Below are 20,990 nucleotides of genomic sequence, written 5' to 3' on the forward strand. Positions count from 1 at the left end.
ACCCGAGGGCGTCGGACCGGGGCTCAGCTGTGGGCTGAGCCGTCGGTCACTCCGTGACGATCGCGTCGATCGCCGTGTTGATCTGGTCGCGCAGGCTGTCCGAGATCGGCGCGCTGCCGGCGGCCTCGGCTGCGGCATCCTGGCCCTCGGCCGATGCGACGTACTCGAAGTACGCCTTCACGAGGCCCGCGGTCTCGGCGTCGTCGTAGTCGACGCAGCCGATGAGGTACGAGACGAGCGCGATCGGGTACGAGCCGGCAGGTGCTGCGGCCGGGTCGACGGCGAACGCGAGGTCGTGGTCGGAGCGACCCTCCTCGAGCGGCGACGCCTCGACGAGCGCTGCTGCGGCCTCGGCGGAGTACGCGACGTACTCGCCTTCGACCTCGACGGCGACCTGACCGAGGTCCGCGGTGCGCGACGCGTCGGCGAAGCCGATGTAGCCGACACCGTTGGTGATCGCGTCGACGACGCCCGAGGTGCCGTCTCCGGCCTCGCCGGTCGACAGCGGCCACTCGTCGCTGGCCTCGTAGGTCCAGACGTCGGGGGCGACGGCGCTGAGGTACTTGGTGAAGGTCTCCTGCGTGCCGGACGCGTCCGCGCGGTGCACGGGGACGATCGCCTGGTCGGGGAGCTCGACGCCCTCGTTCTGCGACGCGATGGCGGCGTCGTTCCAGTTGGTGATGGCGCCGGAGAAGATCTTGGCGATGGTCTCGCCGTCGAGGTTCAGCGTGTCGATGCCCTCGAGGTTGAAGGCGACGGCGACGGGCGAGATGTAGACGGGGATCTCGACGATCTCGTCGGAGGTGCAGGAGCCGAAGCCACCGGCGGCGATCTCGTCGGCGTTGAACGCGCGGTCGGATCCGATGAAGTTCGACGAGCCGGCGATGAAGTTCTCGCGGCCGGTGCCCGAACCGGTCGCGGTGTAGTTCACCGTGGTGTCGGGGTTGGCGGTCTGGAAAGCGGCGACCCAGGACTGCTGGGCGGCCTCCTGCGAGGAGGCTCCGGTGGCCTCGATGGTGCCGGAGAGGGTGGACTCGCTCGGCGCGTCGGTGGAGCCCGTGCCGCCTTCGTTCGCGGCACAGCCGGCGAGTGCGAGAGCGGCGACGGCGCCGATGGCGCCGATTCGTGCGATTCGGGAGATCTTCACTGTGGATCCTTCGATCTTGGATGGGTGGGGCCCGGTGCAGGGCACACAGTGACGCTATGTGCGGCGGTTAACGAGACTCTCCCGCGCAGGTGAACGGAAGGTGAACGGCGTGCGTCTCTCTGGGGTGCACCCCATGCGCGCACTCGTGCTCCGAGGCCGCTCGACGAGCGGTCAGATCTTGGGGATGTGCGTCTCGATCGCGATGATCCCGGAACCCGGGTTGGATGCCGACAGATGCACGACCGAGAAGGCGGCGGGCTCGAGATCAGCCGCGCTGCTCACGTACGAGCCGCGGATAGTGCCTGTCGCGAGTGCGATCTCGGAGAGGATGCCGGGGAGCACCGGGCCGTGACTGCACAGCACCGCGGGCTTGCCCGCACGCACGCGGCGGCCGATCACCGATCGCAGGTCGTCCTCGCCGTCCTCCCACGCATCCTGACTGATCTTCGCGGTCTTCGAGGTCTTGCGCTCCAGCGCCTTCGCGAGCGGCTTGACGGTCTGCACGCAGCGCACGGCATCGCTCGTGATGATCCTGCGCACGCCGAAGGCCTGCAGCGGGGCGACGATCGAGGCGGCCTGCTGTCGCCCGCGGTCGGTCAGCGGACGCGCGGCATCCGCACCGTCCCAGTCCGAGCGCGAGAGCGCCTTGGCGTGACGCAGCGCGATGATCGGGAACGTGCGCAGCACGCCGTCATCGACGAGCTTCGCGAAGAAGTCGAGGATCTCGAGGTCGACGGGGTAGCTCAGTCGGGCGCGCGCCTTCTTCACACTCACCCATTCGAGCGCCGCGATCTCGCGGTTCGGCACGAAGGTGGAGGCGCGGATCGCGTCGGCGGTGGCCTCGGCCGCCCAGTAGTGCACGACCTTCTGCTTGCTCGAGGGCAGGTGATAGCGGCTGACACCGACCGGCACACCGAGTGAGACGCGGATGCCGGTCTCCTCGTGCACCTCGCGCACCGCGGTCTCGGCGAGCATCTCGCCGGGGTCCACCTTGCCCTTGGGGAGGGTGATGTCCTTGTACTTCGTGCGGTGGATCAGCAGGATCCGCAGCTTGCCGTCGATGAGTCGCCAGACGACCGCACCGGCCGCGTACACGGCCTTGTCGGTCCACTTCGAACGCGTCGCCTGGGCGCTGGCCTGAGAGCTCATCGGACCGCCCGTGCTCGACGACGCCGCTGGATCAACCCCATGGTCTTGTCCTGCAGGTCGACGAGCGGCTTGCCGTCGGCATCTTCGGAGTGCCGCGTCCAGACGCCATCCGTGCCCAGGTGCCACGAGGTGGTCCCCGGGTCCATCGCGAGGTCGAAGAAGTCGAGCAGGTCCTTCATGTGGCCGGGGTCCGTCACACGCACGAGCGCCTCGACGCGGCGGTCGAGGTTGCGGTGCATCATGTCGGCGCTGCCGATGTACACCTGCGCGTCACCGTCGTTGTGGAACGCGAAGATGCGGGAGTGCTCGAGGTACCGGCCGAGGATGCTGCGGACGGTGATGTTGTCGCTGATCCCGTCGAGGTCGGTGCGCAGACTGCAGATGCCTCGCACCCACACGTCGACCTTCACACCGGCCGCGCTCGCGCGGTACAGCGCGTCGATGACCTCTTCGTCGACCATCGAGTTGACCTTGATGCGGATGCTCGCGGGCTTGCCGTCCTCGGCGTTGCGCCGCTCGTGGTCGATCTGACGCACCAGCCCTTTGCGCAGGTGCAGGGGAGCGACGAGCAGGCGCTTGAACTTCTTCTCGATCGCGTATCCGCTGAGCTCGTTGAACAGACGGGTGAGGTCCTTGCCGACCTGGGCGTCGGTCGTGAACAGTCCGAAGTCCTCGTAGATGCGGCTGGTCTTGGGGTTGTAGTTGCCCGTGCCGATGTGCGAGTAGTGGCGCAGCACGCCGTCCTCCTCGCGAATGACGAGTGCGAGCTTGCAGTGCGTCTTCAGCCCGACGAGGCCGTAGACCACGTGCACGCCGGCCTTCTCGAGCTTGCGCGCCCAGACGATGTTGTTGGCCTCGTCGAAGCGTGCCTTGACCTCGACCAGCGCCAGCACCTGCTTGCCCGCCTCGGCGGCGTTGATGAGCGCCTCGACGATCGGGCTGTCACCCGAGGTGCGGTAGAGCGTCTGCTTGATGGCGAGCACGTGCGGGTCGCGGGCGGCCTGCTCGAGGAACGACACGACGCTCGTGGTGAACGACTCGTACGGGTGGTGCACGAGCACGTCCGACTTGCGGATCGCCTTGAAGATGTCGGCGCGGGTGTTGCTACCGGTGGGCTGGAAGGCGACCGCGGTGGTCGGCAGGTGCGGCGGGTAGCGCAGGTCGGGACGATCGATGCGCGACAGGTCGAACAGACCGCGCAGATCGAGCGGCCCGGGCAGGCGGTAGATCTCCTGGTCGGTGATCTCGAGCTCGCGCACGAGGAGGTCCATCGTGACCTCGTCCATGTCGTCGGTGATCTCGAGGCGGATCGGCGGGCCGAAGCGGCGGCGCAGCAGCTCGGCCTCGAGCGCCTGGATGAGATTCTCGCTCTCGTCCTCCTCGATCTCGACGTCCTCGTTGCGGGTGAGGCGGAACGCGTGGTGGTCGAGCACCTCCATGCCGGGGAACAGGTCTCCGAGGTGGTTTGCGATGAGCTCTTCGAGGGTGAGGAAGCGCTTGATCTCGCCGGATCCGGGAACCTCGACGAACCGCGGCAGCATGGGCGGCACCTTGAGGCGCGCGAACTCCTGGCGGCCGGTGCGCGCGTTGCGGATGCGGATCGCCAGGTTGAGCGAGAGGCCGGAGATGTAGGGGAACGGATGCGCGGGATCGACGGCGAGCGGCATCAGCACGGGGAACACCTGGGCGCCGAAGTACTCGGAGAGCTTGCCGCGCTCCTCATCGGTGAGTGCCGACCACTCGGTGATCTCGATGCCGGATTCGGCCAGCGCCGGACGCACGAGCGACTTCCATGCATCAGCGTGACGCAGCTGCAGGGCGTGCGCCTCGCGGGCGATGTCGGCGAGGGCGTCGGCGGGGGAGCGCCCGATGTTAGTGGGGACCGCGAGGCCCGTCACGATGCGGCGCTTCAGGCCGGCGACGCGCACCATGAAGAACTCGTCGAGGTTGCTCGCGAAGATCGCGAGGAAGTTCGCCCGTTCGAGCTCCGGCAGCGACGGATCCTCGGCGAGCTCGAGCACGCGCTGGTTGAACGCGAGCCAGCTCAGCTCGCGATCGAGGTAGCGATGGTCGGGGAGGAGCGCATCCGGGGCCTCGATGGCATCGAAGTCGTCATCTTCAGCGTCACCGAGACCAGCGTCGGCGAGTGCGGGATCGATCATGGGGTACATCTAAGCACCGTGAGGTGACGCGCGCGTGAACGGGCGTCGCATCCGTCACCGCGTCGCTGCGACCGTCTCGTCGTCGTACACGTTGAATCGGTAGCCGACGTTGCGCACAGTGCCGATGATCTGCTCCTGGTCGCCGAGCTTCGCGCGCAGGCGCCTGACGTGCACGTCGACCGTCCGCGTGCCGCCGAAGTAGTCGTAGCCCCAGACCTCGCTGAGCAGCTGCTCGCGGGTGAACACCCGTGAGGGGTGGGTGGCGAGGAAGTGCAGCAGCTGGAACTCCTTGTACGTGAGGTCCAGCGGACGGCCGCGAAGCTTCGCCGAGTACGACTGCTCGTCGATCGTGACTCCGGAGGCCTGCACGCGCGAGGGTTCCGCGACCTCGTCACGGCGGGCGAGCGCGAGGCGCACACGGGCGTCGGTCTCGGCCGGACCCGCGGTGGAGAGCAGCACGTCGTCGATCCCCCACTCGCCGGAGAGCGCACTCATGCCGCCCTCCGTGACGACGAGGAGGAGTGGAGCATCCTGACCTGTGGCGCGCAGCAGCCGGCACAGCGACTTCGCCCCGACGAGGTCGAGACGACCGTCGACGATCACGATGTCGTAGTCGGGGGCGCTCACGAGTTGGGCGGGCTCGGCCGGTATCTGACGCACACGATGGCTGAGAAGCTCGAGCGCGGGCAGGACCTGCTCCGAGACCGGAGCATTGGTCAACACCAGGACCTGGGCCACACGCACTCCTTCCGGACGGCGGGGTACGCCGTGCCGCCATGATACCGGGCGCTGATGGGTGACAATCGTCGTCGGTGGGTCACAATGGAGTCATGTCGGAACCTGCCCTCGCACCGCGTAACGCTTTCGTCGGTGTGCTCGTCGTCTGGGCGGTCGCCTTCGTCGCCTCCATTGCGGTCGGGATCTTCGTGCCGGAGGAGTGGCGCGTACCGTGGCTGCTCGTGGCCTTCGGAGGGATCGTGCTGCTCTCCTTCGCCGTGCAGCTCTGGTACGGACGAACCCAGGGATTCATCTTCCGGGTGAGCGGAAGCACGATCGGCGCACTGCTGCTGATGGGTGTGATCTCGGTCGGATTCGGCCTGGCGGCTCTCGTCACCTGATCTCACGACGCGACACCCGCACGCACGGAGGGTAATGTGGACGGTATGGACCTCCTGGCGCTCGAACTCTTCTTCATCGGCCTCCTGGGCCTTGCGAGCCTCGCGATCGTGTTCGTCTCGGTCGTCGTGCTGCGCAACCTCTTCCGCGGCCAGCGCTGAGCGCACCGTGCTCGAGCTGCCCACTGACCTTCCCGCCGACCTCGCGCCGCTCTCGTGGCTCGTCGGAGTCTGGGAGGGAACCGGCGTCATCGACTATCCGGTCGGCGACGAACGCCTCCAGGGTGAGTTCACGCATCGCGTGAGCTTCAGCCACGACGGCGGTCCGTTCCTGAACTACTCGGCCACCGCGACGTTCACCGGCGACGACCAGGCCGTCTCGATCCCGCTCGTCGCCGAGACCGGGTTCTGGCGGCTCAGCCGTCCGGCGACCGACGCAGATCCCGGGCCCGGTCTGCTGCCGCCGCTCACCGAGCCTGTGACGCGCGGCGTCGACGACGTCGAGGAACTGCGTGCGGCATCGGGCGGATTCCCGATCGAGGTCTCCATCGCCCACGCCGACGGGACGCTGGAGCTCTACCTCGGTGAGATCAGCGGTCCGCGCATCGACATCGCCTCGGACGCGATCGTCCGCGGTGCGGGAGCCAAAGAGTACGGCGCCGCGACGCGCATGTACGGACTCGTCGACAACCACCTGCTGTGGGCCTGGGACATCGCGGCCCTCGGCACTCCGATGCGGTCGCACGCGTCTGCGCGATTGGCCAAGGTCTGACATGACCGGTTTCACCGACATCCCCGGCGCGGTGACCGGTGACGACGGCATCGCCCACTTCGGCGACGCGTTCCGCGAGCAGCGCCGCCTCGCCGCGGGCGAGGCGATCGTGCCCCTCGACGACCGGACGGTCATCGAGGTCGCAGGACCCGAACGACTGAGTTGGCTCGATTCGATCACCTCGCAGTCCGTGGGACGGCTCGCTCCGGGGGAGAGCACCGAGCTGCTCGTGCTCGACCCGCAGGGGCGTGTCGAGCACGCGGCGGGCGTCGTGGACGACGGATCGTCCACGTGGCTGATCGCGGATGCCGGCGACGCCGAGGCGCTCGCGACGTGGTTGACCCGCATGAAGTTCCGCACGCAGGCCACGGTCGACGTGCGCCCCGACCTCGTGCTCCTCGGCTTCGTCGACGGAGGCACGGCAGCTGATCGCGCACTCGCTGCGGCATCCGCTCCCTCCGGCGCTCCACTCGTCTGGGTCGACCCGTGGCAGCGCGTGAGCGCAGGCGGTCACCAGTACGCCGAGACGGCGGAGCACCCCGGTGCCGACCTCGACTGGCGTGTGGCGATCGCCACGAACGAGGCCGCAGGGGCGCTCGCCGCGACGCTCGGGGCAGACGAGGTCGCCGGCCTGCTCGCTGCAGAGGCGCTGCGTGTCGCGGCCTGGCGGCCGCGGTGGTCGGCCGAGGTCGACGAGCGCTCGCTGCCGCACGAGTCCGACTGGATCCGCACCGCCGTGCACCTGAACAAGGGCTGCTACCGCGGGCAGGAGACGGTCGCGAAGGTCCACAACCTCGGGCACCCGCCGCGTCGCCTCGCCGCACTGCACCTCGACGGAAGCGAGGCCGTACTGCCCGCCGTCGGTGATGCGGTGCTCGCCGGTGACGACGAGGTCGGCCACATCACATCCGTCGCCCGCCACCACGAGGACGGACCCATCGCGCTCGCGATCCTGTCCCGCCGCACGCCGGTCGGCGATCTGGTCGTCCGTGCCGAAGGGGCCGACATCGCCGCGACTCAGCAGGTCATCGTGCCCGCGGATGCCGGTGCCACTGCCGACATCCCTCGCCTCACGCGTCTCTCCCGTCGCCCCAGCGCACCGGATCCCCGCCAGGCGAGCTGAGCTCGCGCCCCGAGCAAAACCTGTTCTCGGCCTGAAGCGGCTTCAGGCATGCGGAGCGACCGCATCCCACGGCAGCGTGAGTTCGCCGAGCCGCCATCGGCTCTTGCCGCCGAGCACCGGCCAGCCCTGCTCGCGCAGCGCTCCGACAGCGGCGAGGAACCGTTGGGTCGCCCCGAACGTCGACAGGGGTGCAGCTCTGTCCCATTCGCGGTCGAGGTCGACGAGCAGCGCGTGCACCCGTTCGCCCGGAATGTTCCGATGGATCAGCGCCTTCGGCAGCCGCTCGGCGACGATGCTCGGATGCTCGAGATCGGCCAGCCGCAGCGAGATCGTGAATCGCTGCGGTGCGCCGGCGGGGTCGATGTCGATCCAACTCGACACCCGTCCGATCTCGTCGCAGGTGCCCTCGACGAGCAGACCGTGCGTCGTCAGGCGCGCCGCCATCGTCCGCCACGCCGCCGCGACGTCGGACTCGTCGTACTGGCGGAGCACGTTCATCGCGCGGATCACCGCAGGGCGACGTCCGGCAGGCAGTGGAACCTCGAACCCTCCTCGAGCGAACGACACCCGCAGATCGGGAGAGAAGGGGGTGCCACCCGCCTGCACGTCGACCAGCTGCCGCGTCGCCGTCGCGACTCTGGCCGGGTCGATCTCGAGGCCGCGCACCTCGGCATCCGGCCGCACGCGCTGCAGGCGGGTAGCGAGCTCGAACGCGGTCACACCGCTCGCTCCGTAGCCGAGGTCGATGACCAGCGGATCGGCGGCGCGTCGGAATGCCGGGCTCGCCGCGATCCATCTGTCGTTGCGTCGCAGCCTGTTCGTCCCGGTGGTGCCGCGGGTCGGCCGACCGAGAGGAGATGACGCCATGCGTCAATCCTCGCAGGGCCGCGGCGTGGACGCGTGTACCTCCGCCGATAAACTGAGGTCATGACTGCTACGCGCACCCTGATCCTGCTCCGTCACGGCCGGAGCGAGTGGAACGAACTGAACCTGTTCACCGGCTGGGTGGATGTCCGCCTCAACGAGCAGGGCAGGAACGAGGCCCGCCGCGGTGGCGAGCTGCTCGCCGAAGCCGGCATCCTGCCTGACGTGCTGCACACGTCGCTGTTGAGCCGCGCCATCCAGACCGCTGACATCGCCCTCGATGCGGCCGACCGCCTGTGGATCCCGGTGACGCGCTCGTGGCGTCTGAACGAGCGCCACTACGGCGCTCTGCAGGGCAAGGACAAGGCCCAGACCCTCGAGGAGTTCGGTCCCGAGCAGTTCCAGCTGTGGCGTCGCTCGTTCGACGTGCCGCCGCCCCTGCTCGACGACGAGAGCGAGTTCAGCCAGGTCGGCGACGTCCGCTACGCCGACATCGACGGCGAGGTGCCCCGCACCGAGTCGCTGAAGCTCGTCATCGACCGCCTGCTGCCGTACTGGGACGACGCGATCGTCCCCGACCTCGAGGCAGGCAAGACCGTCTTCGTCACCGCCCACGGCAACTCGCTCCGCGGTCTCGTGAAGCACCTCGAGGGCATCAGCGACGACGACATCGCCGAGCTGAACATCCCCACCGGCATCCCGCTGGTGTACGAGCTCGACGAGAACAACGTCCCGACGGGCCCCGGCCGCTACCTCGACCCCGAGGCAGCCGCCGCCGGTGCCGCAGCGGTCGCCGCGCAGGGCAAGAAGTAACACCGCAGACGAAAGGGGCGGATGCTGACAGCATCCGCCCCTTTCGTGTCTCTTGTGCGCCTCAGGCGTGGCCGAGCTCCTGCTGCTGCTCGATCGCGAGGGCGATGTCCTCTTCTTCGATGCGCCAGTCCCCGGTCGCCAGGTAGATGACCTTCTTCGCGACGGCCACTGCGTGGTCGGCGAAACGCTCGTGGTAGCGGCTGGCGAGCGTGGCGTCGACGGTCGCGGTGGCCTCGCCCTTCCAATTGTCGCTGAGCACCTTCTCGAAGACGCTGGCGTGCAGCTCGTCGATGTCGTCATCGGTGTTGCGGATGGTGTCGGCCAGCTTCAGATCCTGGGTGCGCAGCAGCTCGGAGAGCGTGCGCGAGATCTCGACGTCCAGCTCGCCCATCTTCGTGAAGGTGCCCTTGAGGCCCTTCGGGATCGCGCGCTCGGGGAAGCGCAGGCGTGCGAGCTGCGCGATGTGCTCAGACATGTCGCCCATGCGCTCGAGCGAGGCGCTGACGCGAAGGGCGGTCACGACCACGCGCAGGTCGCGCGCGACCGGCTGCTGCCGGGCGAGGATCTCGATGGCCTGCTCGTCGAGCGCCACGGCCAGTGCGTCGATCTTGGCGTCATCGGCGATGACTTCTTCGGCGAGCTCGACATCGCTGGTCGCGAAGGAGCGGGTGGCCTTGTCGATGGAGACCGTGACGAGGTCTGCGATCTCCACGAGCTGGGACTGCAGATCCTCGAGGGACTGATGGAAGACTTCGCGCATGTCGGCGCAACCTTTCGTTCGGGTCTCGGCTGTGGTGTCAACGCGAGACGGCCGGGCCGTTCGCGCGAGAGGAGAGCTCAGCGCTCCCGCACAGGCCCGAAAGCGATTGTCTGCTCCGAAGGTTAACGAACGGTGCCCAGCACGTGAATAGTACTTCTCGCCTTGCCGCCAGGGCGGGTGAACCCGCCGATCCGCGGGTGAACGCACTCTACGCTGGGGATATGACCTTGCCGCAGATCGCGCTGCTCGCGTTGGCCGTCGGCCTCGTGATCGGCGTCGGCCTCTCCCTTCTCGTGGCATGGGCGTATCGCGCGAGGGCGCGGGTCGCCGAGGAGACCTCGCTCTCGGTGCCCGAGGGCGTCACCGCGGTGCTGGGAAGCATGGACGACGCGGCGTGCGTCGTCGACTCGTCCGGGCTCGTGCTCGCGGTGTCGAAGGCGGCGACGCGCTTCGGCATCGAGGTCGGGGCGCCCCTCGAGAATCCCGAGCTGCGTCAGCTGGTGCGCGGCGGTCGGATCGAGGGCGGCTCGGCCTCCGAATCGATGCGTCTGACGCGCGGCGGTCTCAGCCTCGACCCCCGACTGGTGTCGGCCCGCGCCAGCGTGATCAGCCCGCGGATGACCCTGCTGATCATCCGCGATGTGACCGAGCAGGAGCGCCTGGATCAGATGCGCCGCGACTTCGTGGCGAACACCAGCCACGAGCTCAAGACGCCGGTCGGCGCGGTCACGCTGCTCGCCGAGGCCATCGAGTCGGCCGCGGACGACCCCGCCCAGGTGCGTCATTTCGCCACCAGGATCTCGGCGGAGGCCTCTCGTCTGGGGCAGCTCACCGGGCGCATCATGAGCCTGTCGAGGCTGCAGGCCGAGGATGCGCTGTCAGACGTCCGACCGGTCGCGATCGACGAGGTGCTCGCCACCGCTCTCGAGGCGCACGTCGTGCAGGCGGATTCGGCAGGTGTCGAGATCGCGCGCGGCGGCGACAGGGGAGTGTGGGTGCGCGGCGACTCGCAGATCCTCATCGAGGCGTTCGGCAACCTGATCGCCAATGCGATCGCGTACTCGCCGAAGGGCTCCAGGGTCGGTATTGGCGTGAAAGCCGACGAAGGGGTCGTCGAGATAGCCGTATCGGATCAGGGCATCGGGATCGCCGAGGGTGACCGCGAGCGCATCTTCGAGCGTTTCTACCGCGCGGACGAGGCTCGATCGCGCCGCACGGGCGGCACGGGCCTCGGACTCTCGATCGTCAAGCACGCGACGCAGAGGCACGGCGGCGAGGTGCGACTCTGGTCGCGTCCCGGACGCGGATCGACCTTCACCATCAGGCTCCCGAGGATCGATGCTCCCCCGAGGATCGACACGGACAAGAAGAACAAGAAGAAGCGCGAGCGGAAGGCCGCCAAGGCCGCGACTCGCGTCCGAAACGGAGAGAACGCATGACCCGCATCCTTCTCGTCGAAGACGAGCCCGATCTCGCCGACCCGCTCGCATACCTGCTGCGTCGTGAGGGGTACGAGGTCGAGATCGCCGAGGACGGCCCAGGCGCTCTGACGGCGTTCCGCGAACGCGGCGCCGACGTCGTGCTGCTCGACCTCATGCTGCCCGGGATGCCGGGCACCGAGGTGTGCCGGCAGATCCGCTCCACCTCAGCCGTGCCGATCATCATGGTCACGGCCAAGGACTCGGAGGTGGACATCGTCGTCGGGCTCGAACTCGGCGCCGACGACTACGTCACCAAGCCCTATTCCTCGCGTGAGCTGCTGGCCCGCATGCGGGCGGTGCTGCGGCGCGTGGTGCAGGCCGAGAACGAGCTCGACGAGCGGGTGCTCGACGGCGGACGCGTCTCGCTCGACATCGACCGGCACACCGTCTCGGTCGCCGGGCAGCAGATCAACATGCCGCTGAAGGAATTCGAGCTCCTCGAGGTGCTGATGCGCAACTCGGGTCGTGTGCTCACCCGAGGGCAGCTCATCGACCGTGTCTGGGGCAGCGACTACTTCGGCGACACCAAGACGCTCGACGTGCACATCAAGCGGATTCGCTCCCGCATCGAGGAGAACCCGGGCGAACCCGTCATGCTCGTCACCGTGCGCGGACTGGGCTACCGCTTCGAGGGCTGAGCACGCACGCGCAGGTCGGACGACAGAAGAGGCCGGCGCCCCTCGGGGTGCCGGCCTCTTCGTCACGCTGTGGTGCGGATCACTCCTGCGGGGCAGGGGCCGCCGTGTCGCTCGGGACCGGCGTCGGCTCGGCCTTCTGGGCGGTGGGCACGAGGTCGGCGTAGTACGACAGCGAGCCGTCGAGCACGGGGACCTCGGTCTTGGTGCCTGCACCGTCTCCGGACTGGAAGTGGATCTCGATCGTGGCGCCCGGCTTCGAGTCGAGGCCGTCGATGCGCAGCGGCTCCTCGTCAGCGCCGAAGCTGACGGTCTTGCCTGCGGGCACCGTGACGGTGAACGGGTCGAGGCCCGCGACGGTCATCGTGAGCGTGGCCTTCTCGGTGGTCGGGTTGACGACCGCGCCGATGAAGTTGCCCACGGAGCCGTCTTCGTTCGCGACGATGAAGGCGTTGCGCACGTCGATCGGTCCGTCGGAGTCGGAGACGTTGACGCCGTCCGAGGCCGAGTACTCGATCTTCGTCGCCTGCGGCGAGATGAACGTGCAGCCCGTCGCGCCGAGAAGAACGAGGGCGCTGATGGCGGCAGACGCAACAAGGCGCGATTTCACGGGTCCTCCTGAGGTCCGACGGGATATCCGCATCCCATTCTATGCGCATGCGAGGGGGCGGCTGAGGACGTGGGGGCGCGAACCTTAGCGCATGTCCCCTGTGGTATCCTTGAGGTTGCCGAAAGGACAAGTTTTTATGCTTTTTGAGGTTGGCGAAACTGTCGTCTATCCGCACCATGGCGCTGCGACCATCATCGAGGTCAAGGAGCGCATCATCAAGGGTGAGGCGAAGAAATACCTGAAGCTCAACGTCACGCAGGGAGACCTCATCATCGAGGTTCCCGCGGAGAACGTCGATCTTGTCGGGGTCCGCGATGTGATCGGCCGTGAGGGGCTCGACCATGTGTTCGAGGTGCTCCGCGCTCCGTTCACCGAAGAGCCCACGAACTGGTCGCGCCGTTACAAGGCGAACCTCGAGAAACTCGCCTCCGGCGATGTGATCAAGGTGAGCGAGGTCGTCCGCGACCTGTGGCGTCGGGATCAGGACCGCGGTCTGTCGGCCGGTGAGAAGCGGATGCTGGCGAAGGCTCGTCAGATCCTCATCTCCGAGCTGGCTCTCGCAGAGAAGACCGACGAAGACAAGGCGAGCGCACTGCTCGACGAGGTCCTCGCGTCCTGAGCGGATCGAGACAGGGCGGATGCTTCGGCATCCGCCTTTTTTCGTGCGCGCCGGTAACGTGAACCGGGTGAGCATGCTTCCCGTCCCTGACACCGCGATCATCGTCGTCGCCGCCGGCTCCGGCACGCGACTCGATGCCGGAGCGCCCAAGGCGTTCGTCGGCATCGACAGCCACTCGATCCTCCGCCACGCGCTCGACGGCGTGTTCGCCGCGGCCCCCGCCCAGGTCATCGTCGTCGCCCCCGCGGGATTCGAGGGCGATGCCGAGACAGAGCTGCGTGCCGCGGCCGGCGACCGGATCGATCTCGGAAGCGTCGTCACCGGCGGCGACACGCGCCAGCTATCGGTGGCGGCCGGGCTCGATGCGCTGTGGGGCGACGTCACGCGTGTGTTGGTGCACGACGCGGCGCGCGCGCTGACACCTCCCGAGGTGATCGACGCGGTCGCCGCGGCCATCGCCGGGGAGAGCGGGATCCTTCCGACGCTCCCCGTGGTAGACACCCTGAAGCGCGTGGACGGCGATGCGGTCGTCGGACCGATCGATCGTTCGGAGCTCGCCGCGGCGCAGACTCCGCAGGGCTTCCCTCGTGCGCTGCTCGAGGCAGCGTACGAGGCTGCGCTCGCGTCCGGTGTCGAGTACACCGACGATGCGGCCCTCTACGCTGCTGCCGGTCATGATGTCCGTCAGATCACCGGGTCGGCACGCGGCTTCAAGATCACCACCGCAGCCGATCTCGAGCGCGCTCGTCATCTGCTGGCCGCGGCCACCGCGGCATCTGCAGAGGCGCCTGTAGAGGCTCCCGCCGCTGCCCCCGTGCCGGGGAGTGGGTCTCGGGTCGGGCTCGGGACGGACGTGCACGCCTTCGGCGGCGACGGCGCTCTGTGGCTGGCGGGCCTCGAGTGGCCGGAGGAGCCGGCCCTGGCAGGGCACTCCGACGGCGACGCCGTGGCTCACGCGATCGTGGATGCGCTGCTGGGAGCCGCGGGGCTCGGCGACATCGGCGAGCATTTCGGAACCGCTCATCCCGAGTACGCCGGGGCCCATGCCGAGGTGTTCCTCGCGCGCACCAGGGAGCTGCTGGAGGAGGCGGGATTCGCCATCGGGAACGTCTCTGCGCAGTTCCAGGGCAACCGGCCGCGCTTCAGCGCCCGCCGAGCGGAGGCCGAGGGAGTGCTGTCCGCGGCACTGGGCGGGGCACCCGTATCGATCACCGCGACGACCACCGACGGACTCGGGTTCCTCGGACGCGGCGAGGGGATCGCCGTCACAGCTGTCGCGATGGTGCACCCGCGCTGACACGGTGCATCGCGAGCGCGGGAATGCCCCGGCATCCGCGTTCGTTGTCGGAGAGCGTCGCGCGGTTCACGCGCGACATGAGGGAGGCATCATGAAGGTCCTGATCATCGGAGCCACCGGACAGGTCGGTCGCACCGCCGTCGACGCGCTGGCGGCGCACGAGGTCGTCTCGGCGTCGCGCAGCAGCGAGCCATCCGTCGACGTGACCGACTCGGCATCCATCGAGCGTCTCTTCGCCTCGGTCGGACAGGTCGACGCCGTGATCGTCGCGGTCGGCGAGGTCCCGTTCCGCCCGCTCGGCGAGCTCGGCCGCGCCGACTACGAATCGGCAGTGCGCGGCAAGGTCCTCTCGCAGCTCGACGTCGTGCGCATCGGCACGCCGTACGTGCGCGATGCCGGATCGATCACTCTGACCTCCGGCATCCTCGCGCGCGAGCCCATCGCCACCGGCGCCGCCGCATCGCTCGTCAACGGCGCCGTCGAGTCCTTCGTGCTCGCAGCCGCCACAGAGCTGCCCCGCGGCATCCGCATCAACGCGGTGAGCCCCTCAGTGCTCGAGGACGCCTCGTCGTATCACTCGTCGTTCCCCGGCTTCGTGCCCGTGTCGTCGCATCGCGTAGGACAGGCGTTCGCGAAGAGCGTGCTCGGAGTGCAGACGGGTCAGGTCTTCACGGTCGACTGACCCGCTCGGCTTCGATCTGCCGGCCCGAAACCGCACCCAGTCTTCGGAATCGGCGGCCCGGTAAGCTTGTGCGGTGACTCTCCGCCTCTACGACACCCGCGCACAGCAGCTGCGCGACTTCGTGCCTCTCGATCCCGAGAACATCACGATGTACGTGTGCGGACCCACGGTGCAGTCCGGGCCCCACATCGGGCACGTCCGCGCTGCGCTGAGCTTCGACCTCCTTCGCCGGTGGCTGATGCTTCGCTATGGCCGTGTCACATTCGTCCGCAACGTCACGGACATCGACGACAAGGTGCTCGCGAACGCGACCGACGACGAGCCGTGGTGGGCGTTGGCCTACCGTATGGAGCAGGAGTTCACGGCGGCGTATGCCGGCGTCGGCATCCTCCCGCCGACCTACGAGCCTCGGGCGACTGCATCCGTTCCGCAGATGCAGGAGCTCATCACCACCCTGGTCGACCGCGGTCACGCGTATCCGGCTCCCGACGGCTCCGGTGACGTGTACTTCGACGTCCGCTCATGGCCCGAGTACGGATCGCTCACGAATCAGTCGGTGGATGCCATGGAGGCGGCGGAGGACGCCGACCCCCGAGGCAAGCGCAACCCGCAGGACTTCGCGCTCTGGAAGGGCGCGAAGCCCGATGAGCAGGCGGATGCCGTGTGGCAGTCGCCCTGGGGTGCGGGGCGACCCGGCTGGCACATCGAGTGCTCCGCGATGTCGAAGCGGTACCTCGGTCCGGAGTTCGACATCCACGGCGGCGGCCTCGACCTGCGCTTCCCGCACCACGAGAACGAGCTCGCTCAGTCGACCGCGGCCGGCGACGGCTTCGCACGGTACTGGGTGCACAACGGCCTCGTGACCGTGGGTGGGCAGAAGATGTCGAAGTCCCTCGGCAACTTCACGCTCGCACGCGATGTGCTCGCCGAGCGGGATCCTCTCGTGATCCGCTACGCGCTCGCCGCCGCGCACTACCGCTCGAGCCTCGACCTCACCGAGTCGTCATGGACCGAGGCCGAGGCCGCGCTCGGACGGATCCGCTCGTTCCTGGAACGGGGAGATCGGCTTGCTCCTGCTCGCTGGCAGGAGCACAAGGAAGGGCTGCCCACGCCCTTCTGGGACGCGATGAACGACGACCTCGGAGTGCCGCGCGCGCTCGCCGCCATCCACGACAGCATCCGCTCCGGCAATGCGAAACTGGATGCAGGGCAGTTCGACGAGGCTCGGCAGGACGTCTCCGACGTGCGCGACATGACAGCTGTGCTCGGCATCAACCCGCTCGCACGCGAATGGAGCACAGGGGCTGGCGGTGCCACGGCATTTGCCCTCGACGCGCTCGTGCAGACGATGATCACCCAGCGTGCGCAGGCGCGCGCTGACAAGGACTGGGCGGCGGCCGATCGCATCCGTGATGCGATCGCCGCCGCAGGAATCACGCTGGAGGACTCTCCGGCCGGAACTCATTGGAGTATCGATGGCTAAGCCACAGCGCCCCGGCGCGAACAAGGGAAACAAGAAGGGCCCCACGAAGGGCACCGGCGGAATGGGGCGCAAGTCGCTCGAGGGCCGCGGACCGACCCCGAAGGCAGAGGACCGCGCCTGGCACCCCGCCGGCAAGCGCAAGGCCGCGGCCGAGCGCTACGCGGCATCCGGTGGAAAGGGCAAGCCCGGGCAGCGTCAGACGTCCGGAGGCAACCCGAACCGCTCGGCGCGCTCGAAGGACAACACCACCGAGGTCGAGGTCGTCACCGGCCGCAACTCGGTGCTCGAGGCCCTGCGTGCGAAGATCCCCGCGTCGGCGTTCTACATCGCGCAGCGCGTCGAGATGGACGACCGTGTCAAGGAGATGCTGTCGATCGCCACGAACCGCGGCATCCCGGTGCTCGAGGTCACGCGCCAGGAGCTCGACCGCATGGCCGGCTTCGACGGCGTGCACCAGGGTGTGGCCGTCAAGGTGCCGCCCTACGAGTACGCGCACCCGCAGGACCTGCTCGAGTCCGTGATCGACAAGGGCGAGGTTCCGCTGTTCGTCGCACTCGACGGCATCACCGACCCCCGCAACCTCGGCGCGATCATCCGCTCGACCGGAGCCTTCGGCGGCCATGGGATCATCCTGCCGCAGCGTCGCTCAGCCGGTGTGAACTCGGCGGCCTGGAAGACGAGTGCGGGAGCCGCCGCGCGCGTTCCCGTCGCCCTGGCGACCAACCTCACGACTCAGCTCAAGGAGTTCAAGAAGCAGGGCGTCTTCGTGCTCGGCCTCGACGGCGACGGCGACGTGCTGCTGCCCGAGCTGCAGCTGGCCGATCGCCCCGTCGTGATCGTCACCGGATCCGAGGGCAAGGGTCTCTCGCGCCTGGTCGCCGAGACGTGCGACCAGATCGTCTCGATCCCGATCTCGGCCGTGACCGAGTCGCTCAACGCCGGCATCGCGACGTCCGTCGCGCTGTATCAGGTGTCCTCGATCCGCAACGCGAAGAAGTAGGAGAGAAGCTCATGGCTCGCATCGTCGTCCTCGGGGGAACCGGCTACGCCGGACGTCACATCGTCTCGGAGGCGGTGAGCCGCGGCCACGAGGTGGTCTCGGTGTCCCGCTCCGAGCCGTCGAACCCGGTCGAGGGTGCGAGGAACGTGCAGGGTTCCGTGCTCGACCTGGCGACCCTCGGCGACGTCTTCGATGGTGCGGATGCGGTCGTGTCGGCACTGTCTCCCCGCGGCGACATGGAGAACTCGGTGCTCGACGCGCTCGGCGGCCTCGTCGAGAAGCTGAGCGGTACGAAGACCCGCATCGGTGTGGTCGGCGGAGCCGGCGGGAGCCTGGTCGCTCCCGGTGGCCCCCGGCTCTTCGACCTCGACTTCCCCGAGGAGTACAAGCACGAGGCGCAGGTCGGCATCGACTCTCTCGCGCTGCTCGAGTCGACCGACGAGGCGCTCGACTGGTTCTTCATCCACCCGGCCGAGGTCTTCGGACCCTGGGCCGAGGGAGAGCGCACGGGTCACTACCGCGACGGCGGCGACGTCCTCGTGCGGGATGCCGACGGCAAGTCGTTCATCTCGGGCGCCGATTTCGCGATCGCTGTGATCGACGAGGTCGAGCGCGGCGCGCACCGTCGCGGGCGCTTCACGGTCGGATACTGAACGGCAGAACACGATCAGACGAGGTCGCGCCAGTCGATCTCGTCGTCGTCATCGGTGACGGGGTTCGTGCCCGTGATCACCGGCAGGCTCATCGTCTCGGTGGGCGGACCCATGATGGTCGCCTCATCGCGCCGGTGCCGCAGCACCTCGTTGATGTAGCTCGTCAGCACCTCGGCGAGCGGCACGGAGCGTCCCTGGGCCTGTGACAGGTACCAGCGATGCTCGAGCACCTGGTGGAACACCTCAGCGGGTTCGAGCTTGGCGCGCAGCTCCCAAGGGATCGCGCGCACGACGGGCTCGAACACCCGGGTCAGCCATTCGTGCGCGTACATCTCCTCGTCCGCCCACTGCTTGGTGGATCGGGCGCGGAACTCGTCGAGGTCGTTGAGCAGTCGTCGGGCCTGGTTCTCCTCGACATCGAGTCCGGTCAGGCGGATGAGGCGGCGCTGGTGGTGCCCGGCATCCACCACCTTCGGCTGGATCTCGACGACCGTGCCGTCGGCTGTGGTCGACATCGACATCTCGTCGATGTCGAATCCGAGCGCGTTGAGCCGCTCCACACGCTCGGTGATGCGCCAGGTCTCGGCCGAGGCGAAGGACTCCTGCACCGTCAGCTCGGCCCACAGCGAGCGGTAGGACGAGACGATCCCGTCGGCGATCGCGATCGCGTCGACGCCGTGCTCGAGCCGGCCGCCCGCGGCGAGGTCCATGATCTCGCCGGCGATGTTGGTGCGGGCGAGATCGAGATCGTAGGCGCGCTGGCCGTCGGTCAGACCCTCCTCGTGCAGCTCGCCGGTCTCGGCGTCGACGAGGTATGCGGCGTAGGCGCCCGCGTCGCGCCGGAAGAGGGTGTTCGAGAGCGAGACGTCGCCCCAGTAGAAGCCGACGTTGTGCAGACGCACCAGCAGCACGGCCAGGGCGTCGACGAGGCGTGTGGCGGTGTCGGGGCGCAGCACCCGGGTGAACAGGGCGCGGTACGGCATCGAGAACCGCAGGTGCGAGGTGACGAGCGCGGCGGGAAGAGGTTCGCCCGCGGCATCCGTCCGTCCGGCGATCACGGCGACGCGGTCGACGCAGGGGATGTCGAGGCGTGCGAGGTTGCCGAGCATCTCGTACTCTCGCTTCGCCATCTCATCGGTCGTCTCCTTGACAGCGACGACGCGGCCGGAGAGATCGGCGAACCGCACGAGGTGGCGGGAGAGGCCCTTCGGCAGTGACACGATCTGCTCGGAGGGCCACTTGGCCAGCGTCGTCGACCAGGGAAGGGCGAGCAGACCAGGGTCGATCGAGCTCGCGGTGATCCGCAGCGCATCCTGCATGGCTCTCCAGACGGTGGGTGGGAAAAGCAGAAGCGGCGCGGGCGACCGAAGTCAGCCCGCGCCGCGTCTGTGGATCCGATCAGGCGGAGACGATCGGCTTGTCGTTCAGGCGCACGCCGGACTCGATGTCGAACGCGTGCACGTGGCCCGCGTTCGCCGCGAGGGTGACGGTCTCGCCTGCGTTGGGGTGGCTGCGACCGTCGACACGGGCGACCAGGTCGGCGCGCTTGCCGTTGATCTCGGTGTGACCGTAGAGGTAGCCGTCGGCGCCGAGCTCCTCGACGAGGTCGACGACGACGGAGAGGCCCTTGCCGTCGGCGGGGCCGACGGTGATGTCCTCGGGGCGCACGCCCACGGTGACCTGCGAGCCGTTGGCGCGGCCCACGGTGTCGCGGTCGAGCGGGACGACCTCGGTGCCGAAGCGGATGCCGCCCTCAGCCAGGTCCGCGCTGAACAGGTTCATGGCGGGCGAGCCGATGAAGCCGGCGACGAACACGTTCTCGGGCTTCTCGTACAGGTCGCGCGGCGAGCCGACCTGCTGGAGCAGACCGTCCTTGAGGACCGCGATGCGGTCACCCATGGTGAGGGCCTCGGTCTGGTCGTGCGTGACGTAGACCGTCGTGACGCCCAGGCGACGCTGCAGCGACGCGATCTGCGTACGCGTCTGGACGCGGAGCTTGGCGTCGAGGTTCGACAGCGGCTCGTCCATGAGGAAGACCTGGGGCTGACGGACGATCGCGCGACCCATCGCGACACGCTGACGCTGACCACCCGAGAGGGCCTTCGGCTTGCGGGTCAGGTACTCCTCGAGGTCGAGCAGCTTGGCAGCCTCGAGAACGCGGCTGGCGCGCTCTTCCTTGCCGACGCCGGCGATCTTGAGCGCGAAGCCCATGTTCTCGGCGACCGTCATGTGCGGGTAGAGCGCGTAGTTCTGGAACACCATCGCGATGTCGCGGTCCTTCGGCGGCACGTCCGTCACGTCGCGGTCACCGATGAGGATGCGACCGGCGTTGACCTCTTCGAGGCCGGCGAGCATACGCAGCGAGGTGGACTTTCCGCAGCCGGAAGGGCCGACGAGAACGAGGAATTCGCCATCGGCGACCTCGAGGTTGAGCTTGTCGACAGCCGGGCGGGTTCCGCCGGGGTAGAGGCGGGTGGCCTCGTCGAAAGTCACAGATGCCATTGTGTTTCTCCTTCACCGGCAGGTACGTGCCGGACGATCCGTAGTGATAGAGCGGCGGAGTGATCCGCCGTGACCCCTCATCGGGTCGGGTTCAGTATGTCAGAAACCTGTCTATCTGGGTAT

At 68.4% G+C, this 20,990-nt stretch carries 21 protein-coding genes; 12 read left to right on the plus strand and 9 right to left on the minus strand.

Translation table 11 applies throughout. The annotated features are described in order from the left end of the window. Positions 1–46: 46 nt before the first annotated feature. From pstS to ACQ4LY_RS10715, 4 genes are all read right to left on the minus strand, one after another. On the minus strand, positions 47–1,147 hold the full coding sequence (gene pstS / locus ACQ4LY_RS10700) for a phosphate ABC transporter substrate-binding protein PstS (protein ID WP_120494086.1): 1,101 nt from the start codon (positions 1,145–1,147) through the stop codon (positions 47–49). Positions 1,148–1,318: 171 nt separating this feature from the next. Continuing rightward, a complete protein-coding gene (locus tag ACQ4LY_RS10705; protein WP_431071300.1) occupies positions 1,319–2,296 on the minus strand; it encodes an NUDIX hydrolase in 978 nt (325 codons plus the stop codon). Then, complete coding sequence (locus tag ACQ4LY_RS10710; RefSeq protein ID WP_431071302.1) at positions 2,293–4,458, minus strand: RNA degradosome polyphosphate kinase; 2,166 nt, start codon at positions 4,456–4,458, stop codon at positions 2,293–2,295. The genes ACQ4LY_RS10705 and ACQ4LY_RS10710 overlap by 4 nt, the downstream gene beginning before the upstream one ends. 54 nt (positions 4,459–4,512) lie before the next feature. After that, complete coding sequence (locus ACQ4LY_RS10715) at positions 4,513–5,196, minus strand: winged helix-turn-helix transcriptional regulator (RefSeq protein ID WP_056513834.1); 684 nt, start codon at positions 5,194–5,196, stop codon at positions 4,513–4,515. A 92-nt stretch (positions 5,197–5,288) separates the two neighbouring features. On the opposite strand from ACQ4LY_RS10715, the gene ACQ4LY_RS10720 reads away from it, so the two are divergent. From ACQ4LY_RS10720 to ACQ4LY_RS10730, 3 genes are all read left to right on the plus strand, one after another. Further along, positions 5,289–5,576 (plus strand): hypothetical protein, encoded by a 288-nt coding sequence (locus ACQ4LY_RS10720; protein ID WP_056312614.1) that lies wholly within the window; start codon positions 5,289–5,291, stop codon positions 5,574–5,576. Positions 5,577–5,742: 166 nt separating this feature from the next. Next, on the plus strand, positions 5,743–6,345 hold the full coding sequence (locus ACQ4LY_RS10725) for an FABP family protein (protein WP_431071305.1): 603 nt from the start codon (positions 5,743–5,745) through the stop codon (positions 6,343–6,345). A gap of 1 nt (position 6,346) precedes the next feature. Next, complete coding sequence (locus ACQ4LY_RS10730; protein WP_431071307.1) at positions 6,347–7,468, plus strand: YgfZ/GcvT domain-containing protein; 1,122 nt, start codon at positions 6,347–6,349, stop codon at positions 7,466–7,468. Between the two features lie 42 nt (positions 7,469–7,510). On the opposite strand, the gene ACQ4LY_RS10735 is transcribed toward ACQ4LY_RS10730, so the two are convergent. Beyond that, a complete protein-coding gene (locus ACQ4LY_RS10735) occupies positions 7,511–8,335 on the minus strand; it encodes a class I SAM-dependent methyltransferase (protein WP_431071309.1) in 825 nt (274 codons plus the stop codon). Positions 8,336–8,395: 60 nt separating this feature from the next. On the opposite strand from ACQ4LY_RS10735, the gene ACQ4LY_RS10740 reads away from it, so the two are divergent. Next, positions 8,396–9,145, plus strand: coding sequence for a phosphoglyceromutase (locus ACQ4LY_RS10740; RefSeq protein ID WP_431071311.1), 750 nt, complete (start codon positions 8,396–8,398; stop codon positions 9,143–9,145). Positions 9,146–9,206: 61 nt separating this feature from the next. Here ACQ4LY_RS10740 and phoU read toward each other — a convergent pair whose 3' ends face one another. Then, the gene (gene phoU / locus ACQ4LY_RS10745; RefSeq protein WP_056513816.1) at positions 9,207–9,905 is read right to left on the minus strand and encodes a phosphate signaling complex protein PhoU; all 699 of its coding nucleotides are present in this window, start codon (positions 9,903–9,905) and stop codon (positions 9,207–9,209) included. A gap of 221 nt (positions 9,906–10,126) precedes the next feature. On the opposite strand from phoU, the gene ACQ4LY_RS10750 reads away from it, so the two are divergent. Together ACQ4LY_RS10750 and ACQ4LY_RS10755 are read left to right on the plus strand one after the other, a co-directional pair. After that, complete coding sequence (locus ACQ4LY_RS10750) at positions 10,127–11,344, plus strand: sensor histidine kinase (RefSeq protein WP_431071314.1); 1,218 nt, start codon at positions 10,127–10,129, stop codon at positions 11,342–11,344. Then, complete coding sequence (locus tag ACQ4LY_RS10755) at positions 11,341–12,024, plus strand: response regulator transcription factor (protein ID WP_056312600.1); 684 nt, start codon at positions 11,341–11,343, stop codon at positions 12,022–12,024. The genes ACQ4LY_RS10750 and ACQ4LY_RS10755 overlap by 4 nt, the downstream gene beginning before the upstream one ends. Positions 12,025–12,103: 79 nt before the next feature. Here the strand turns inward: ACQ4LY_RS10755 and ACQ4LY_RS10760 are convergent, their stop codons facing one another. Beyond that, positions 12,104–12,631, minus strand: a complete 528-nt coding sequence (locus ACQ4LY_RS10760) for a DNA modification methylase (protein ID WP_431071316.1) — start codon at positions 12,629–12,631, stop codon at positions 12,104–12,106. Between the two features lie 136 nt (positions 12,632–12,767). On the opposite strand from ACQ4LY_RS10760, the gene ACQ4LY_RS10765 reads away from it, so the two are divergent. The 6 genes from ACQ4LY_RS10765 to ACQ4LY_RS10790 all read left to right on the plus strand — a co-directional run bounded on the left by ACQ4LY_RS10765 (position 12,768) and on the right by ACQ4LY_RS10790 (position 18,365). Beyond that, on the plus strand, positions 12,768–13,250 hold the full coding sequence (locus ACQ4LY_RS10765; RefSeq protein WP_056312597.1) for a CarD family transcriptional regulator: 483 nt from the start codon (positions 12,768–12,770) through the stop codon (positions 13,248–13,250). 73 nt (positions 13,251–13,323) lie between these two features. Then, the gene (gene ispD, locus ACQ4LY_RS10770; protein WP_431075669.1) at positions 13,324–14,547 is read left to right on the plus strand and encodes a 2-C-methyl-D-erythritol 4-phosphate cytidylyltransferase; all 1,224 of its coding nucleotides are present in this window, start codon (positions 13,324–13,326) and stop codon (positions 14,545–14,547) included. 91 nt (positions 14,548–14,638) lie between these two features. Continuing rightward, positions 14,639–15,229: a short chain dehydrogenase gene (locus ACQ4LY_RS10775; RefSeq protein WP_431071319.1), complete on the plus strand. Its 591-nt coding sequence runs from the start codon at positions 14,639–14,641 to the stop codon at positions 15,227–15,229. Positions 15,230–15,302: 73 nt separating this feature from the next. Next, a complete protein-coding gene (gene cysS, locus ACQ4LY_RS10780) occupies positions 15,303–16,712 on the plus strand; it encodes a cysteine--tRNA ligase (protein ID WP_431071321.1) in 1,410 nt (469 codons plus the stop codon). Further along, positions 16,705–17,712 carry a 23S rRNA (guanosine(2251)-2'-O)-methyltransferase RlmB gene (gene rlmB / locus ACQ4LY_RS10785; protein ID WP_431071323.1) on the plus strand — a complete coding sequence of 336 codons (1,008 nt, stop codon included), beginning with the start codon at positions 16,705–16,707 and terminating at the stop codon, positions 17,710–17,712. Before cysS ends, rlmB begins: the two co-directional genes overlap by 8 nt. 11 nt (positions 17,713–17,723) lie before the next feature. Next, on the plus strand, positions 17,724–18,365 hold the full coding sequence (locus ACQ4LY_RS10790; protein ID WP_431071326.1) for an NAD(P)-dependent oxidoreductase: 642 nt from the start codon (positions 17,724–17,726) through the stop codon (positions 18,363–18,365). 14 nt (positions 18,366–18,379) lie between these two features. Here ACQ4LY_RS10790 and ACQ4LY_RS10795 read toward each other — a convergent pair whose 3' ends face one another. Together ACQ4LY_RS10795 and ACQ4LY_RS10800 are read right to left on the minus strand one after the other, a co-directional pair. Further along, the gene (locus ACQ4LY_RS10795) at positions 18,380–19,684 is read right to left on the minus strand and encodes a DUF4032 domain-containing protein (protein ID WP_431071328.1); all 1,305 of its coding nucleotides are present in this window, start codon (positions 19,682–19,684) and stop codon (positions 18,380–18,382) included. A 79-nt stretch (positions 19,685–19,763) separates the two neighbouring features. Beyond that, positions 19,764–20,867 (minus strand): ABC transporter ATP-binding protein, encoded by a 1,104-nt coding sequence (locus ACQ4LY_RS10800; RefSeq protein WP_056312585.1) that lies wholly within the window; start codon positions 20,865–20,867, stop codon positions 19,764–19,766. Between the last annotated feature and the right edge of the window lie 123 nt (positions 20,868–20,990).

Source organism: Microbacterium phyllosphaerae, assembly GCF_050628115.1.
GTDB classification, from domain to species: domain Bacteria; phylum Actinomycetota; class Actinomycetes; order Actinomycetales; family Microbacteriaceae; genus Microbacterium; species Microbacterium phyllosphaerae_A.

What these genes read in the sequence shown, in the direction of transcription:
- ACQ4LY_RS10705 (WP_431071300.1), bottom strand. Translation starts at nt 2,296, where the DNA reads ATGAGCTCTCAGGCCAGCGCCCAGGCGACGCGTTCGAAGTGGACCGAC.
- ACQ4LY_RS10710 (WP_431071302.1), bottom strand. Translation starts at nt 4,458, where the DNA reads ATGATCGATCCCGCACTCGCCGACGCTGGTCTCGGTGACGCTGAAGAT.
- ACQ4LY_RS10720 (WP_056312614.1), top strand. Translation starts at nt 5,289, where the DNA reads ATGTCGGAACCTGCCCTCGCACCGCGTAACGCTTTCGTCGGTGTGCTC.
- ACQ4LY_RS10730 (WP_431071307.1), top strand. Translation starts at nt 6,347, where the DNA reads ATGACCGGTTTCACCGACATCCCCGGCGCGGTGACCGGTGACGACGGC.
- ACQ4LY_RS10735 (WP_431071309.1), bottom strand. Translation starts at nt 8,335, where the DNA reads ATGGCGTCATCTCCTCTCGGTCGGCCGACCCGCGGCACCACCGGGACG.
- ACQ4LY_RS10740 (WP_431071311.1), top strand. Translation starts at nt 8,396, where the DNA reads ATGACTGCTACGCGCACCCTGATCCTGCTCCGTCACGGCCGGAGCGAG.
- phoU (WP_056513816.1), bottom strand. Translation starts at nt 9,905, where the DNA reads ATGCGCGAAGTCTTCCATCAGTCCCTCGAGGATCTGCAGTCCCAGCTC.
- ACQ4LY_RS10750 (WP_431071314.1), top strand. Translation starts at nt 10,127, where the DNA reads ATGACCTTGCCGCAGATCGCGCTGCTCGCGTTGGCCGTCGGCCTCGTG.
- ACQ4LY_RS10755 (WP_056312600.1), top strand. Translation starts at nt 11,341, where the DNA reads ATGACCCGCATCCTTCTCGTCGAAGACGAGCCCGATCTCGCCGACCCG.
- ACQ4LY_RS10765 (WP_056312597.1), top strand. Translation starts at nt 12,768, where the DNA reads ATGCTTTTTGAGGTTGGCGAAACTGTCGTCTATCCGCACCATGGCGCT.
- ispD (WP_431075669.1), top strand. Translation starts at nt 13,324, where the DNA reads ATGCTTCCCGTCCCTGACACCGCGATCATCGTCGTCGCCGCCGGCTCC.
- ACQ4LY_RS10775 (WP_431071319.1), top strand. Translation starts at nt 14,639, where the DNA reads ATGAAGGTCCTGATCATCGGAGCCACCGGACAGGTCGGTCGCACCGCC.
- rlmB (WP_431071323.1), top strand. Translation starts at nt 16,705, where the DNA reads ATGGCTAAGCCACAGCGCCCCGGCGCGAACAAGGGAAACAAGAAGGGC.
- ACQ4LY_RS10790 (WP_431071326.1), top strand. Translation starts at nt 17,724, where the DNA reads ATGGCTCGCATCGTCGTCCTCGGGGGAACCGGCTACGCCGGACGTCAC.
- ACQ4LY_RS10795 (WP_431071328.1), bottom strand. Translation starts at nt 19,684, where the DNA reads ATGCAGGATGCGCTGCGGATCACCGCGAGCTCGATCGACCCTGGTCTG.
- ACQ4LY_RS10800 (WP_056312585.1), bottom strand. Translation starts at nt 20,867, where the DNA reads ATGGCATCTGTGACTTTCGACGAGGCCACCCGCCTCTACCCCGGCGGA.